General features: G+C 60.9%; 10 protein-coding genes, 1 tRNA gene and 1 pseudogene. 8 read left to right on the top strand and 4 right to left on the bottom strand.

Features of this window, described 5'->3' with window-relative positions; translation table 11 throughout:
• Positions 1-9 precede the first annotated feature (9 nt).
• Positions 10-1,821, bottom strand: a complete 1,812-nt coding sequence (locus ASE52_RS02760) for an extracellular solute-binding protein (protein WP_057225125.1) — start codon at positions 1,819-1,821, stop codon at positions 10-12.
• Between the two features lie 104 nt (positions 1,822-1,925).
• On the opposite strand from ASE52_RS02760, the gene fabI reads away from it, so the two are divergent.
• Entirely contained in the window at positions 1,926-2,726 is an 801-nt protein-coding gene (fabI, locus tag ASE52_RS02755; RefSeq protein WP_010461023.1) for an enoyl-ACP reductase FabI, read from the top strand.
• Between the two features lie 77 nt (positions 2,727-2,803).
• A complete protein-coding gene (locus tag ASE52_RS02750) occupies positions 2,804-3,667 on the top strand; it encodes a DNA ligase (protein WP_057223619.1) in 864 nt (287 codons plus the stop codon).
• A gap of 70 nt (positions 3,668-3,737) precedes the next feature.
• On the opposite strand, the gene ASE52_RS02745 is transcribed toward ASE52_RS02750, so the two are convergent.
• The gene (locus ASE52_RS02745) at positions 3,738-4,298 is read right to left on the bottom strand and encodes a fasciclin domain-containing protein (RefSeq protein WP_010461019.1); all 561 of its coding nucleotides are present in this window, start codon (positions 4,296-4,298) and stop codon (positions 3,738-3,740) included.
• Between the two features lie 210 nt (positions 4,299-4,508).
• The gene (locus ASE52_RS02740) at positions 4,509-6,881 is read right to left on the bottom strand and encodes an arginine/lysine/ornithine decarboxylase (protein ID WP_057223617.1); all 2,373 of its coding nucleotides are present in this window, start codon (positions 6,879-6,881) and stop codon (positions 4,509-4,511) included.
• Positions 6,882-7,027: 146 nt separating this feature from the next.
• On the opposite strand from ASE52_RS02740, the gene ASE52_RS02735 reads away from it, so the two are divergent.
• The 4 genes and pseudogenes from ASE52_RS02735 to ASE52_RS02720 all read left to right on the top strand — a co-directional run bounded on the left by ASE52_RS02735 (position 7,028) and on the right by ASE52_RS02720 (position 10,075).
• Positions 7,028-7,453, top strand: a complete 426-nt coding sequence (locus ASE52_RS02735; protein WP_198928053.1) for an NfeD family protein — start codon at positions 7,028-7,030, stop codon at positions 7,451-7,453.
• Positions 7,454-7,507: 54 nt separating this feature from the next.
• On the top strand, positions 7,508-8,428 hold the full coding sequence (locus ASE52_RS02730) for a stomatin-like protein (RefSeq protein WP_057223615.1): 921 nt from the start codon (positions 7,508-7,510) through the stop codon (positions 8,426-8,428).
• A gap of 292 nt (positions 8,429-8,720) precedes the next feature.
• Positions 8,721-9,921 (top strand): annotated as a pseudogene (locus ASE52_RS02725) (GGDEF domain-containing protein).
• A gap of 64 nt (positions 9,922-9,985) precedes the next feature.
• Positions 9,986-10,075, top strand: a tRNA-Ser gene (locus tag ASE52_RS02720).
• Between the two features lie 275 nt (positions 10,076-10,350).
• Here the strand turns inward: ASE52_RS02720 and ASE52_RS02715 are convergent.
• Positions 10,351-11,535: an ATP-binding protein gene (locus ASE52_RS02715; RefSeq protein ID WP_057223613.1), complete on the bottom strand. Its 1,185-nt coding sequence runs from the start codon at positions 11,533-11,535 to the stop codon at positions 10,351-10,353.
• 382 nt (positions 11,536-11,917) lie between these two features.
• Here ASE52_RS02715 and ASE52_RS02710 point away from each other — a divergent pair, with 382 nt between their 5' ends.
• Positions 11,918-12,961, top strand: a complete 1,044-nt coding sequence (locus tag ASE52_RS02710) for an NrtA/SsuA/CpmA family ABC transporter substrate-binding protein (RefSeq protein WP_241776903.1) — start codon at positions 11,918-11,920, stop codon at positions 12,959-12,961.
• Positions 12,962-12,971: 10 nt separating this feature from the next.
• Entirely contained in the window at positions 12,972-15,908 is a 2,937-nt protein-coding gene (locus ASE52_RS02705; protein WP_057223609.1) for a PAS domain S-box protein, read from the top strand.
• Positions 15,909-16,027 lie beyond the last annotated feature (119 nt).

The raw sequence follows: 16,027 nt of genomic DNA, 5'->3' as shown, positions 1-16,027 counted from the left end.
AAAAAATACCTATTTCGTGTTGTTCGTTTTTACCCACCACGTGTCGATAACCCAACCTTCACCGCTCGAATACGGCGGCACCACATCGGGTTTGGCCAAACGCCATGCGTTATAGGCCATGCGGTGTGTGCCCGCCGTCCACTGCGGAATGAGGTAGTGGCTGTGCGCAATGATGCGCTCCAGGGCGTGGCAGGCGGGAAGCAGTTGCGCCTCGGTCTTGGCGGAGGTCATGGCCTTGATCATCGCGTCCACCGCCGGATTCTTGACGCCCGCAAAGTTGCCGGAATCCTCCACGTCGGCCGCCTGGCTGCCAAACATGTCGGCAAACTCCTGGCCCGGGTTGTTGGTGCCCTGGTAGGCAATCGAGGTAATGTCGAAGTCGAACTTCTGCAGGCGCTGCTGGTACAGCGCAAAGTCCACTGACCGAAATCGCAAGGTGACACCAATCTTTTCGAGATTGCGCATCCAGGGGGTGATAGTGCGCACGCCGCCTTCATTGCTGTCCATGTATTCGAGCACCATGGCCTCGCCCTTGGCGTTGCGCAGGGCACCGTCGCGCACCTCCCAGCCCGCTTCCTTGAGCAAAGCCTGCGCCCGCCGCAGGTTGGCCCGCAGTGAGGAATCGCCATCCGTGCGCGGGGGCACCGTCATCGGGCCAAACGCTGCAGCCGGAATGTCCTTGCGGTAGGGCTCCATCAGCGCAAGCTCCTCGGGCGAGGGACTGCGCTTGGTTTCGCACGCCGTGTTGCCAAACAGGCCGTTCACCCGCTGGTAAGCGCCATAGAACATCTGGCGGTTCATCCACTCGTAGTCCATGGCCAGGCCCAGGGCCTCGCGCACGCGCGCATCCTGCAGCAAAGGCCGGCGGGTGTTGAGCACATAGCTCTGAAAACCCGAGGGGAGCTTGTGCACAAACTCGCCCTTGACGAGTTCACCCGTATCGAACTTCTTGCCCGTAACACGTCGGGCCCAGTCGCCCGCGCTGAAAAACCGCATGAGGTCAAACTCGCCCGCCTTGAGGGCCTCCAGCCGCGCGGTGTTGTCCTTGTAGATCTTGACAAGGATGTTGTCGAAATTGGCCGTGCCCTTGCGCACGTTCAGGTCGCGCGCCCAGTATTGCGGGTCGCGCACATAGGTGATGTCCTTGCCAAAACGCACCGGGCCGATTTTGTAGGGGCCACTGCCGATGGGAATATCCATCACCACCTGGTCAAACGGCTTGGCCTTGCCGTTCTCGACGCCCCAGTCGCGGCTGAACACCGGCAGGCCACCTACGGTAAGGGGCAACTCGCGATTGGGCAGCTTGAAGCGGTAACGCACGGTGCGGTCGTTGATCACGTCCACGCCTGCCACCTCGATCAGCAGCGTCTTGTAGGCGGGGGATGTGAAGGGGCCGACCAGCGTGTCGTAGCTGTGCTTCACATCCTGCGCCAGCACCGGCTTGCCGTTGTGAAAACGCGCCTCGGGCCGCAGGCGGAAGGTGGCGGACAAACCATCGGGGGCAACTTCTACATCTTCGGCCAGCAGGCCATAGCCGGTGGCGGTTTCGTCCATCGAACCGGCAAGCAGTGAATCGAACATCAGCGACGACAAGTACGCTGGTGCGTTGCCTTTGATGGTGAACGGGTTGTATTTGTCAAAGGTGGACACCCGCAGGTTGCTGACCAGACGCAGCTCGCCGCCTTTGGGCGCATCAGGGTTCACATAGGCAAAGTGCGCAAACCCGGAGGGATAACGCGGCTCGCCCCACAGGGCATACCCATGCGCAGCCCACGCCGGAACCGCACACCCCATCAGCAAAAAAGTCAGCCAAAACCGCATGCGACAATTCTGCACTACGTTCGCCGGGCCTCGCTGCAGATCGCGCATATCCACATGCACCAGGCCGCCCGCCGACATTTCGCCATTCCAAAAGGAGATTGAACATGGGTTTTCTGACCGGCAAGAAGCTGCTCATCACGGGTGTGTTGTCCAACCGCTCCATCGCCTACGGCATCGCCAAGGCCTGCCATGCGCAGGGTGCCGAGCTGGCTTTCAGCTACGTGGGCGAGCGCTTCAAGGACCGCATCACCGACTTTGCCGCCGAGTTCGACTCCAAGCTGATCTTTGATTGCGATGTGGGCAGCGACGAGCAGATCGATCGCATGTTTGCCGACCTGGCCCAGGTGTGGCCCAAATTTGATGGTTTTGTGCACAGCATTGGATTTGCGCCCCGTGAGGCGATTGCCGGCAATTTCCTCGAAGGCCTGTCGCGCGAAGGTTTCCGCATTGCGCACGACATCAGCGCCTACAGCTTCCCGGCCATGGCCAAGGCCGCCCTGCCCTACCTGAACGACAAGTCGTCGCTGCTCACGCTGTCGTACCTGGGCGCGCTGCGCACCATTCCCAACTACAACACCATGGGCCTGGCCAAGGCCAGTCTGGAAGCATCGGTGCGCTATCTGGCCGAAGCCGTCGGCCGCACCGAAGACGGCCGCAGCATCCGCGCCAACGGCATCAGCGCGGGCCCCATCAAGACGCTGGCTGCCAGCGGCATCAAGGACTTTGGCAAGCTGCTCAGCCGCGTGGCCGATGCCTCGCCCCTGCGCCGCAACGTGACAATCGAGGACGTGGGCAATGTGGCGGCCTTCCTGCTGTCGGACCTGGCCTCGGGCATGACCGCCGAGATCACCTACGTGGACGGCGGCTTCAGCCAGACGGCAGGCCTGAGCGCAGACCAAGTCTGATTTCGCCTCGAAATTTGAGTCAAAACAGGCTCCAGCGCTTGATACAAAAGCGCAATAAGCTATCAATTAAATAGCAAATGCAACGCAGAAGCTACCTGGCCTGGCTGGCGTTCGCAGCCCTCCCCGCACTTTCCACACGTCCTGGCCATGCAGCAGATGCTCCGGCTCTGCTGCTGGCCAATGTGTACCGGCCGGGAATGGCGTTGGCGGACTATTGGGTCAGCGAAAAGTACGACGGCGTGCGTGGCTACTGGGACGGCCACACGCTGCGCACCCGGGGTGGTGAAACGGTAGTGGCCCCCGCGTGGTTCACCGCCAGCTGGCCCAGCACCCCCATGGATGGCGAACTGTGGGCTGGGCGCGGGCGTTTTGCGCACGCGCAGTCCACCACGCGCCAGCAGCAGCCCAACGACCTGGCCTGGCGGCAGATGCGCTTCATGGTGTTTGACCTGCCCCGGCACGGCGACACGTTTGACGAGCGACTGCGGTCGCTCAACGCCTTGGTGATGCAGATCAACCAGCCTTGGGTCCAGGCGGTGCCCCAAAAGCGCATCGAAAACGATGCGGCCCTGCAGGCCCTGTTGCAACGTACGGTGCGGGCGGGCGGCGAAGGCCTGATGCTGCACCGGGGCAGCTCGCGCTACCAGTCTGGCCGCAGCGATGATCTGGTGAAGGTCAAGACCCACGATGACACGGAAGCCCGCGTCGTTGCCCACCTGCCGGGCAAGGGTCGCCACGCAGGGCGCATGGGAGCCCTGCTGGTGGAAATGCCCTCGGGTCAGCGCTTTCGGTTGGGCGCGGGCTTCAGCGATGCGCAACGGGCTGCCCCTCCGCCGGTGGGCAGCTGGGTTACCTACCGGTTTCGCGGAACACACGACGGCGGCCTGCCGCGTTTCGCGAGTTTTGTGCGTGTGCGGGAAGACATGCCTGCTGCACGCTGATCGAGCGCCAAGCCAGGCAACCCGCCCTTCCACAACGGGCAGGCGCTTTTCAGCGCTTTCGTCAATGTGGTCAGTTGGGCAGCAGTACCTTGTCCACAACGTGAATCACGCCGTTGGACTGGTACACATCGGCAATGGTCACGCTGGCCATGCCACCCTTTTCATCGCTGACCATGATGCTGGAGCCACTGGCCTTGGCGGTGAGTGTGCCGCCCGCCACTGTCTTGAAGCTGGCCATGCCCTTGCCGTCGGCGATCATCTTGGAAAGCGCTGCGGCATCGTACTTACCTGCAACCACGTGGTAGGTAAGCACCTTGGTCAGCGTCGGCTTGTTCTCGGGCTTGAGCAGGGTGTCCACGGTACCAGCGGGCAAAGCGGCAAAGGCGGCATTGGTGGGCGCAAACACGGTGAAGGGACCGGTGCCCTTCAGCGTTTCGACCAGGCCTGCGGCCTTCACGGCAGCCACCAGCGTGGTGTGGTCCTTGGAGTTCACTGCATTGTCGATGATGTCTTTGCTGGCGAGCATGGGCGCGCCACCCACCATGACCTGCGCCATGGCAGGCACAGCGGCTGCAGCCATGGCAGCGGCCAATGCAATGGTGGCCATACGGGTGTTGAATCGGTGGGTCATGAGAATCTCCTGAAAGTGATGTAGGGACTGACACCGCCTGAAAATCACGCGGCTAACAGGCAATACGGGGGTACTTGTTCAGCGGATTCAAACCCTCCAAACTAAAAAATCGCTCCCCGGCGGTGCCGGGGAGCGATTTTTAGGACACGTTCACGATCTTGGGCCGGGTGAACGACCCCACCAGCCGATCACCACGGCGTCAAACCGCACTCACACGTTGCGGCCGTAAGGTCCTTCGTCGCCCACCTGTACCAGGTTCTTGGCGGTGGCCAGCGGCTTGGTGTTCTTGCCTGTCTTGGCGGTTGTGTCGGCCACGCAGTCCGCGTAGTAGCGCACCTGGCCGTTTTCATCCTCCACCTCCACCAGGCCGTGGATATCGGTCTCAAAGCCCGGGCACAGTTTGGCGAATTCGCGGGCGAACTTGAGGTAGTCCACGATCTTCTTGTTGAACACTTCGCCCGGAATCAGGAGCGGAATGCCCGGGGGGTACGGCGTGACCAGGCCCACGGTGATGCGGCCTTCGAGCTGGTCGATCTCCACGCGCTCGGTCTGGCGGTGCGCGATGTGCGCGTACGCATCCGAAGGCTTCATGGCGGGCGTGAGGTCCGATAGGTACATCTCGGTGGTCAGGCGCGCAATGTCGTACTTGGCGTACATCTCGTGCACGTGCTGGCAAAGGTCCTGCAGGCCCATGCGCTCATAGCGCTTGTGCTGCTGACAGAACTCCGGAAGGATGCGCCACATGGGCTGATTCTTCTCGTAGTCGTCCTTGAACTGCTGCAGCGCGGTGAGCAGCGTGTTCCAGCGGCCCTTGGTGATGCCGATGGTGAACATCACAAAGAAACTGTACAGGCCCGTCTTCTCCACCACCACGCCGTGCTCGGCGAGGTACTTGGTGACGATGGACGCGGGGATGCCGGTCTTGTCGAACTTGCCGTCCAGGTTCAGGCCCGGCGTGACGATGGTCGACTTGATCGGGTCCAGCATGTTGAAGCCATCGGCCAGTTGGCCGAAGCCGTGCCACTTGGCGCCGGCTTTCTTGCTCTTGCTGTCGCTGCGGATGATCCAGTCCTCCGCGCGGCCGATACCTTCGTCCACCAGCTTCTCGGGGCCCCAGACCTTGAACCACCAGTCCTTCTTGCCGAAGTCGTCTTCAATCTGGCGCATGGCGCGACGGAAGTCGAGTGCCTCCAGGATGCTCTCTTCCACCAGCGCGGTCCCCCCGGGCGGCTCCATCATCGCGGCCGCCACGTCGCAGCTGGCGATGATGCTGTACTGCGGGCTGGTGCTGGTGTGCATCAGGTAGGCCTCGTTGAAGAGGTGGCGATCGAGCTTGGTGGTCTGCGAGTCCTGCACCAGCACATGGCTGGCCTGGCTGATGCCGGCCAACAGCTTGTGGATGGACTGCGTGGCATACGTCACCGAATGCTTGGGGCGCGTGCGCTTCTTGCCCATGGCATGGTAGGTGCCGTAGAACGGATGGAAGGCCGCGTGCGGCAACCAGGCCTCGTCGAAGTGCAGGTTCTCCACGTAGCCATCGAGCATGCCCTTGATGGTCTCGGTGTTGTACAGCACGCCGTCGTAGGTGGACTGCGTGAGGGTGAGCACGCGCGGCTTGACCTTCTTGGCGTCCACGCCCTTGAGCAGCGGGTTGGCCTTGATCTTGGCCTGGATGGCGGCTGGCTCGAACTCGCTTTGCGGGATGGGCCCGATGATGCCGAAGTGGTTGCGCGTGGGCTTCATGAACACGGGGATGGCCCCGGTCATGATGATGCTGTGCAGGATGGACTTGTGGCAGTTGCGGTCCACCACCACCACATCGCCGGGGGCCACGGTGTGGTGCCACACCATCTTGTTGGACGTGGACGTGCCGTTGGTCACGAAGAAGCAGTGGTCGGCATTGAAGATGCGCGCGGCATTGCGCTCGCTCTCGCCAATGGCGCCGTTGTGGTCCAGCAGCTGGCCCAATTCTTCCACCGCGTTGCACACATCGGCGCGCAGCATGTTCTCGCCGTAGAACTGGTGGTACATCTGGCCCACGGGGCTCTTGAGGAAGGCGACGCCGCCCGAGTGGCCGGGGCAGTGCCAGCTGTACGAGCCGTCTTCGGCGTAGTCGAGCAGCGCCTTGAAGAACGGCGGCTGTACGCCCTCCAGATAGCTCTTGGCCTCGCGGATGATGTGGCGCGCCACGAATTCGGGGGTGTCCTCGAACATGTGGATGAAGCCGTGCAGTTCGCGCAGGATATCGTTGGGCAGGTGGCGGCTGGTCTTGGTCTCGCCGTGCACGTAGATCGGCACCTCCGTGTTCTTGCGGCGCACCTCGCCGATGAAGTTGCGCAGGCTCAGAACGATCGGATCGAGGCCTTCGCCCTCCGAGAATTCCTCATCGTCGATGGACAAAATGAACGCACTGGCGCGGCTTTGCTGCTGCGCGAACTGCGACAGATCACCATAGCTGGTGACCCCGACCACCTCGAACCCTTCGGCCTCGATGGCCTGCGCCAGCGCGCGAATACCGAGCCCCGAAGTGTTCTCGGAACGATAGTCTTCATCGATGATGATGATGGGAAAGCGAAACTTCATGCGCAGCCTCCGTGCAACCGTGCCCTGCCCGGCCAAAAAACGAAATAGGCGCGAAGTGTAAGGAATAACGTTGACGCGCCTTTGAACTGCAACCCTTTTGACCCAGAATGTGGTGCACTAAACACAACCACAACAAGGAGTTGGCTATGGAGGAACCCACCATCTGGTGGCTGGCAGCAGGGGCTGTGGTCGTTGTAGAGCTGCTCACCGGTACGTTCTATTTGCTGATGGTAGCCATCGGCCTGGTGGCTGCAGCCCTGGCCGCCCATCTGGGCCTGCCCACTACTGTTCAGGTTGTGGCAGCGGCCGTCGTGGGAGGAGGAGCGGTGGTGGGCTGGTACTACCTCAAGAAAAAGCGTCCCGGCGATCCCTCCGCCCGCGCTGACCGCAGCGTCAACATGGACGTGGGCGAAACCATCCTCATTGAGGGCTGGAACGCGGACGGCACCACTACAGTGAAATATCGGGGTGCCACCTGGACAGCCATCCACCGCCCCGGCGTCACCCCCTCCACAGGCATGCACCGGGTTGCGGAACTGGTGGGCAATCGCCTGCTGGTAGATCCGCTCTAAAAAGGCCGCGGCCGCTTCACCTTCACAGATCAACAACGAAAAGAGAGGTTTCTCATGGAAATTGCCGTCGTCATTCTCATCATTGCCGTGATCTTCATCGCACGCTCCGTCAAGGTTGTGCCCCAGCAGAACGCCTGGGTCAAAGAACGCCTGGGCAAGTACGCAGGCACACTCACGCCGGGGCTGAACTTTCTGGTGCCCTTTGTGGACAAGGTTGCCTACAAACACAGCCTGAAAGAAATCCCGCTCGACGTGCCCAGCCAGGTCTGCATCACCCGCGACAACACACAATTGCAAGTGGACGGCATCCTGTATTTCCAGGTGACCGACCCGATGCGCGCAAGCTATGGCTCCAGCAACTACATCGTGGCCGTGACGCAGTTGGCGCAGACCTCGTTGCGCTCGGTCATCGGCAAGCTGGAACTGGACAAGACCTTTGAAGAGCGGGACATCATCAACGCCCAGGTCGTTCAAGCCATTGACGAAGCAGCCCTGAACTGGGGCGTGAAGGTGCTGCGCTATGAAATCAAGGACCTGACACCACCCAAGGAAATCCTGCATGCCATGCAGGCCCAGATCACGGCAGAACGCGAAAAACGCGCGCTGATTGCCGCCTCCGAAGGCCGCCGCCAGGAACAGATCAACATCGCCACCGGCGAACGCGAAGCCTTCATTGCCCGCTCCGAAGGTGAAAAGCAGGCCGTCATCAACAAGGCCCAGGGCGAGGCCGAATCCATCAAGGCCGTGGCTGAAGCCAATGCCCAGGCCATCGAGCGCGTGGCCGCCGCCATCCGCCAGCCCGGCGGCGAACAGGCCGTACAGCTCAAGGTCGCGGAAAAGGCCGTGGAGGCGTACAGCCAGGTGGCAGCGGACTCGACCACCACGCTCATCGTGCCGAGCAACATGACCGAGGTGTCGGCACTGATCGGCTCGGCGATGAAAATGGTGCAAACCACCGGCACTCCACGCAACTGAAATCACACGGCAGACCGACGCCATCGGCCCTGGTCCCAGTGAACCGGCGAACCGGCGAACCGAGCACGCTGCAAGGCACAAGCCGCCAGCGCCCGGTGCCGGTTTTTTGATTCCAGGAATGGGTGTTCGTCCACGCTGCCGGTCGTTCCACAACCCCTTTGCTGAGCAAACAGCGAAGGCGTGCCACGGTGTAAGGCCGGCATGGTGTCGGCTAGGATGAAGTGCCATTTCGCTTTCCCACCGAGACACCTTCACGTGCAAGTACCCATGGGGTGCCACCCTCATCGTCAGCATGCTGTGCGTGCATTTGCTGTGCTTTAGCGCCATGTTCCTGCTGATCAGCACGCGCCTGCATGGTAAGAAGATGGGCATGGAAGTTTTCGCCATCGGCAACTTCTTGCTGGGCTCAGCCTACGTGTTGCAGCTGGTGGGCGGCCCCCCGGGGTGGAACGCGATGAGCGTGGTCAACCATACGCTCACCCTGTGTGCGCCGGCAGTCTACGCGGTAGGTGCCATGCGGTTCTTCGGTCGAGCGGCCCCGCTGTGGCGCCCTCTCCTCACACTGGCCCTTGCCTACGCCGCTGCGCAGATAGTGGTGCAATGGACGCTGGGAACAGAGGTCCGCTACGCCATGCTGGCGGGCGCCTCTGCCCTGCTCTTTCTCGCCATGACCGCCACCGTGATCCAGGGCGCGCACACTTTTGCCAGGGATCTGCGGGCGGAAATGGTGCTGTTCGCAGTCCTGATCGGCGGCATCTTTGCCCTCAACGCCATGAAGTTCGTGATGGTTCTCAAGGACGGACTGGAGGCACTGGACATGAACAGCCGTTTCCAGACCGTGTTCTATCTCTATATGTCCTTTCTGGCGACCGTGCTGGCACCGTCCGTCCATCATCTGGCTGGTGCTGCGCAGGCTCACCGACGAACTGCGCGCCATGGCGGCCCACGACCCGCTGACGCGGCTGGTGAACCGTCGCGGCATGCTCGACGGGTTGGATGCATATTTCCGCTCACGCACTGCAGGCCCTGCGCACCTGCTGATCGTGGACATCGATCATTTCAAACGCATCAATGACACATACGGTCACCAAATCGGCGACACCGTTCTGTGCCATGTGGCCGACGTGCTGAGGGACACCGCCCGCCAGGGCGACCTCGCGTGCCGCCTGGGTGGCGAAGAGTTCGTTGTTATTTGCCCGGACACCGACGCCGAGGGCGCACTGCGCCTTGCGAGCCGCGCGCGAACGGCCATCGAGAACAGCGAAGTGGTGACCGCCGCCGCCCCAGGCGGCCCCATCCGCTGCACCGTGACCATCGGAATCTCGGCGGGTTTCGCTGGCCCGCAGGAACTAGACCGCGCCATGCAACAAGCCGATGCAGCGCTGTACCGGGGCAAGCACACCGGACGCAACCGCATCGAGTGGAGCGACGACGCGCAAAAGATCGACTCCGCCACAGAATCAGCACCACTCGCGGCCCGACCCGCCCACTAAAAACAACCGATACATCAGTCGGGCGCAGAAAACGCCCAAAAGCACTGCTAGAATAGCGGGCTTCGGAGAGGTGGATGAGCGGTTTAAGTCGCACGCCTGGAAAGCGTGTGTGGGCTAATCCCCACCGCGGGTTCGAATCCCGCCCTCTCCGCCATTTGGCACACAAAGCCACCCATGACTTAGGAACGACTTCAAAATCCGTTCAACACAAAGTCCCACACAAAACAAAGCTCTGTCTTGAAAGGCAGGGCTTTTTTTTCGTCCCTATGGATTGCTGGCGCCGCACGCCCGCTTGCTCGGTTGTCCCAATTCCAGCCTTGCTCTCGAAGTAGGTACTGCCTCAGTCAAAGCGAGATCGCAGGATAGCAAGAGTCCTTGGACACCCTCATACGCGCCCGGGCAGGTCACGGAGTAGCGTATGCCCTGGCATCAGTCGGCGACTCGACCCGACTCGCCCGCAGCTGCAGCCTTCGACCTCATAGGGTCATCCTCGGAGGAAAGGGTAAAGAAAAACGTGGCGCCCTTACCCTCCTCTGCCTCGGCCCAGATACGACCGCCGTGGCGCTCCACTATCCGCTGCGCAATCGACAGGCCGACGCCCGTACCCTCATAGTCCTCCGCACGGTGCAGCCGCTGGAAGGGAGCGAACAGCTTGCCAGCATGGGCCATGTCAAAACCTACACCGTTGTCGCGTACAAAATAGGCTGCCTCTTCTTGCTGCGGAAGGCGCCCGATTTCCACCCGGGCTTGATCGCGACCCCGCGTAAACTTGAACGCATTCGACAGAAGATTGGTCATCACCTGCTGAAGCAGCGCAGGATCCGCGGTGCAGTGGTTCAGCGGGCCAACATGGATGCCGATGCCATCACGCGCGTAGTCCGGGCGCAACTCATCAATCAGCGCATGCACAAGACTGTCCAGATCGACGCGACGCTTGATCAATGTCTGGCGCCCCAGTTTGGACAAGCGCAGCAAATCGGCAACAAGCTGGTGCATGCGCTGCGTCCCCAGTCCAATGCGGCCCAACATCTCGCGGGCCTCTGCAGGCATTTCGGACCCAAAGTCGGTTTCAAGGATCTGGGCAAACTGGGAAATGATGCGCAAAGGTGCGCGCAAATCGTGTGAGACGGAGCTGGCAAATGCCTCAAGCTCGCTATTGGCTGAGGCCAGCTCCTTGTTGCGTGCCTCTAACGCCGCCATATGCTCCTGCAACTGCAGCTCCAGCACCGCATTTTCCTGGCGCAAACTGTGGACCTCCAAGGCACGCGCAATCACCGGAAGAATGGCGCTCAGCCGGAAAGGTTTGAGTATGTAGTCGAAGGCACCAACTTTCATGGCCTGAATCGCCGAAGAAATAGTGCCATCGCCCGTCATGACGACCCCCACCATCTGTGGATCTATATCCAACGCAGCGCGCAACAACTCAATGCCGTCCATCTCCGGCATGGTCAAGTCGGTCAATAACAATTCGTACCGTTGTTCCCGTAGCGCCAGGAGTGCCGCTTTGGCAGACGTGAAGCCGACGGTTTCATAGCCCTGGGGTGTCAGCGTGTCACACAGCGCTGTCATCTGCATCACTTCGTCGTCCACGATCAAAAGGCGCGGGGCTTGCATAGGCATGTGCTTGATGCGAACTCAGGTCACAAAAAAATGGGGACATCCCGACCAAGGGGCCCAACAGCCGACGCGGAGAAACTGACGCAGTTGCATGCCTTGTTCCCTCAGAAGAACGCAAAGTCCCTGTCCTGTGTGGTAACGACACCCAATCCACAAGAGGTCTCTGTCAATTATTTCTGTGTTCAATGGTAGTTTCAAACGCTGGGCCTGTCCATTCGGCTCCGCGCACAACGTGTTGGGTGGTTGATCCGCTGTCAATTGCGCCTTGCCTTGGCCTCCGGAATACGCACAATCATTGGGCATGCACTGACCTGCGGGACAAATGCCGTGTACCGGGGCCTGCAGCAGAAGCCTGGGCGCAGTGCCAGAGAGGTTCAAGATGAAACGAGCGACGGCATCAAAAGAGGGAAACGGGTCTGTTCGCATCGCAGCAGGCCTGCTTGTTCTGGCCATGGCAGTGGCGGGGACCGTGGTATGGGGCACCCGTACCTCATCGCAAGATCCCAGGCCCCTTGAGCAGGTGACCATTGCCGCCAACACCTTCTATGCGGGCTCGTGCCCGATACTGGCTGCGCACGAGAATGGCTACTTCGGTGCCGAAGGCCTGAACGTCACAATCCAGCCGCACACCAGCGGCAAGGCCGCGCTGGACGCGGTTTTGGAGGACAAAGCCAGCCTCGGTGTATCGGCCGACATCCCCATCATGTTCGCTGGCATGCGCCAGCAGCCGATTGCCGTGATTGCCACGATCTTTGCATCGGAATCCGACTATGAAGTCGTGGGGCGCAAGGACCGGGGCATCACTACGCCAGCCAGCTTGCGAGGCAAACGCATCGGTGTATCGCTGGGCACGTCCGGACATTTCGTACTGGATGCGTTTCTCAACCGGCAAAAGCTATCGCCCAGCGACGTGACGGCAGTTGACCTCAAGCCGGAAGACATCGCGCCCGCACTGGCCCGGGGGGACATCGATGCTGCCGCAACGTGGGAACCGCACATCAGCGCGATGAAAAAGGCCCTGGGCACCAATAGCACAGCCTTTTCCGCCACAGGCATCTACGAGGCAACCTCCAGCGTGAGCGGAACACACGACTACGTGGAGAACAACCAGGAAGCTGTCAAGAAAGTCCTGCGCGCGCTGATCCAGGGTGGGCGGTTTTGCCAGGATGCACCCGAGCAGGCCCGAGAAATGACGGGGCGGTTCATGAAATTCAGCGCGGAGGAACTGAAAGAGCCCTGGGCGCTGTATCGCTTTCGGGTTGTGCTGGACCAGAGCCTGCTACTGACATTGGAGGACGAGGCGCGGTGGGCGATTAAGAATGGATTGGTCGGTGACAAAAAAGAGATGCCGAATTACCTGAACAACATCCACCTAGACGGGCTGCTCGCGGTGATGCCACGCGCAGTGACGGTCATCCACTAGGAATGCCAGCGTGAAAATCGCAACCCGACTCAAACTTGCGGGACTGTTCTCCGCCGCCGTGGTAATCGTCATCAGCGCCGTGTTGTGGACCACGACGCAGCAGGTCAAAAAGGAGCTCGCCAAAAACGAGGCGGCCGGCGAAATTCTCAACGCTGTCACCGCAGTCAGACACCTGACGCTGGAGTACGTGCTGCGCCATGAAGAGCGCGCAAGGGTGCAGCGGCGCTTGAGCCAAGCGTCGCTGCTGAAGCTGCTGACCCCCATACCGGAATTCAGCGACGCCGAAGAACTTGCCATCTTGGAAGAATTCAGGCGCACCCACGCGGTTGTCGACACCTTGTTCGACCAGCTTGTTGCCAACCAGCAGGAGCGCAAGGCCGCCCCACAAGCCAGCGAGGTGCTGGAGGAGTTGGACTCCCGGCTCACCGGGCAGATCATCAACCAGACGCAAGCCATGATCTCAGATGCCTTGCGTCTGTCCGTGCGAAGCCGGGAGGGCGTTCTCAAAGCCCAGCAGCGCGCCAGTGTGGCCGTGGCGGCATTCGGTGGAGCAGTTTTACTGGTCATCATGATGACGCTCCTTCTCGTGCTCAGAAGCGTGACACGACCTCTTGAAAGGCTGCGCGCCAGCACTGAGGTCGTGGGTGCAGGCAATCTTGACTATCGGCTCGATGTGACTTCCCGTGACGAGATTGGCGACCTGGCACGCGCATTCGATGCCATGACGTCAACGCTGAAGGGAACGACCGTTTCGCGCGATCAATTGGTGATGTCGAACGCGCAGCTGCAATCGGAAATCACCGAACGCAAACGCACCGAGGTTGCCTTGCGCGAGAGCCAGGAGCGCAACCTCGCGGTGGTCAACACGGCCCTGGACGGCATCGTTTCCATCGACCATGAAGGACGTATTGTCGATTTCAATGCTGCAGCCCAAGGCATTTTTGGCCATACCAAGGGCGACGTGCTTGGCCGGGACATGGCTGAGTTGCTGATCCCGCCACAGTGGCGCGCGCAGCACCGCCAAGGCCTGGAACACTACCTCGCGACCGGGCTTGGCCCAATACTGGGCCAGCGTGTGGAGCTGACGGCCCTGCGCGCCGACGGAACGGAGTTTCCGGCCGAGTTGTCCATCACACGTAGCGGCTCTGCACACCCCCCCACCTTCACCGGATTTGTGCGAGATATCAGCGAACGCAAGTTGAGCGAACAGAAGCTCCAGGCGCAGTTGGGACGCCTTAATTTGCTGCATCAGATCACTCGCGCGATTGGAGAGCGGCAGGACCTGCCCAGCATCTTCCAGGTGGTTGTGAATAGCCTGGAGGACCAGCTTCCCGTGGATTTTGCCTGCATGTCCCTGCATGACTCATCCAACAACATCCTGGAAATCGCCAGCGTGGGGATACGCAGTGCTGTATTGGCCACGGAGCTGGCCATGACGGCTCACGAACAGGTGACCATTGATGCCAATGGTTTGTCGCGCTGTGTACGTGGGGAACTCGTGTACGAGCCCGACATCAGTCAGGTCGCGTTTCCTTTTCCGCAACGCCTGGCGCGCGGGAAGCTGCGTTCTTTGGTCGTCGCGCCCCTGTTGACGGAAAGCCGTGTGTTCGGTGTGTTGATTACCGCGCGCCATGCAGCGCATGCCTTCAGCAGTGGTGAATGCGAATTCTTGCAGCAACTGAGTGAGCATGTCGCCCTGGCAGCGCACCAAACGCAACTCTACGGAACGCTGCACCAAGCGTACGACGATTTGCGCCTGAGCCAGCAGGCTGTGATGCAACAGGAACGCCTGGGGGCGCTCGGACAAATGGCCAGCGGCATTGCGCATGACATCAACAACGCCATCTCGCCAGTGACGCTCTATACCGAGACGCTGCTGACCAATGAGCCCGGACTCAGCGCTCGCGGCCGCAATTATCTTGAAACCATTCAGCGCTCGATTGAAGACGTAGCACAGACGGTCACGCGTATGGGAGAGTTCTACCGACACCGCGAACCTCAGCTGACACTCACCCCCGTACAACTGAACCTGCTGCTGCAACAGGTGATCGATCTCACGCGCGCCAGATGGCACGACATGCCCCAGCAGCGGGGTGTTGTGATCCAGTTGCGGACCGAGCTTGCGCCGGATTTGCCAGTGGTCATGGGCATCGAAAGCGAGATCCGCGAAGCATTGATCAACCTCTTCTTCAACGCCATTGATGCCATGCCGGATGGCGGCACGCTGACATTGCGCACGAAGGCAGTGCAAAGGGTAGCAGACGCATCCCTTCCACTGGAGCAAGTACATCTTGAGGTGGAAGACACCGGGACGGGGATGGACGAGGCGACACGACGCCGCTGCCTGGAACCATTTTTCACCACCAAGGGCGCGCGGGGCACTGGACTTGGCTTGGCGATGGTGTATGGCGTTGTGGAGCGTCACAGCGCAGAAATTGAAATCGACAGCACACAGGGGCTGGGGACAACCATGCGCCTGGTGTTTTCGGTGCCCTTTGTCGCGGCGGCTCTTGCATCGACTGAAACACTCGATGTATCCATCCCGCGCCTGCGTCTCTTGATCGTGGACGATGATCCCATGCTGCTCAAATCGCTGCGCGACGTCCTGGAGGTGGACGGTCATGACGTGACCACCGCCAATGGCGGACAGGCAGGGATCGACGCTTTTCGCGCAACACAAGAAGCGGGGGAAGCGTTTGCCATGGTCATCACGGACCTGGGCATGCCGCATATCGATGGACGCAGGGTCGCCGAAGCCGTGAAGCAAATGTCACCGTTGACACCGGTCATTCTCCTGACCGGTTGGGGGCGCAAGCTGATGTCCAATGGAGAGACTCCACCGCACATTGACTGCATTCTCAGCAAACCCCCCAAACTCGGGGAGTTGCGCAAGACCTTTATCCACCTATCCAGGCTCGTGGGAAGCAGCGGAAGCTCGGCAGCGTAGCGTATTGCCGGCCCCACGGAGCATTGCAGAAATAGAGCCCTTCACGGGCCGACAGGCCCACTGCATTGTTCGCAATACTGAAACGGTCAGTTCGCAACCCGATGGTTTTTCTCTGGACG

Source organism: Acidovorax sp. Root275 (assembly GCF_001428965.1).
GTDB lineage: Bacteria > Pseudomonadota > Gammaproteobacteria > Burkholderiales > Burkholderiaceae_C > Acidovorax > Acidovorax radicis.
This window is presented reverse-complemented; position numbering and strand designations above follow the sequence as displayed.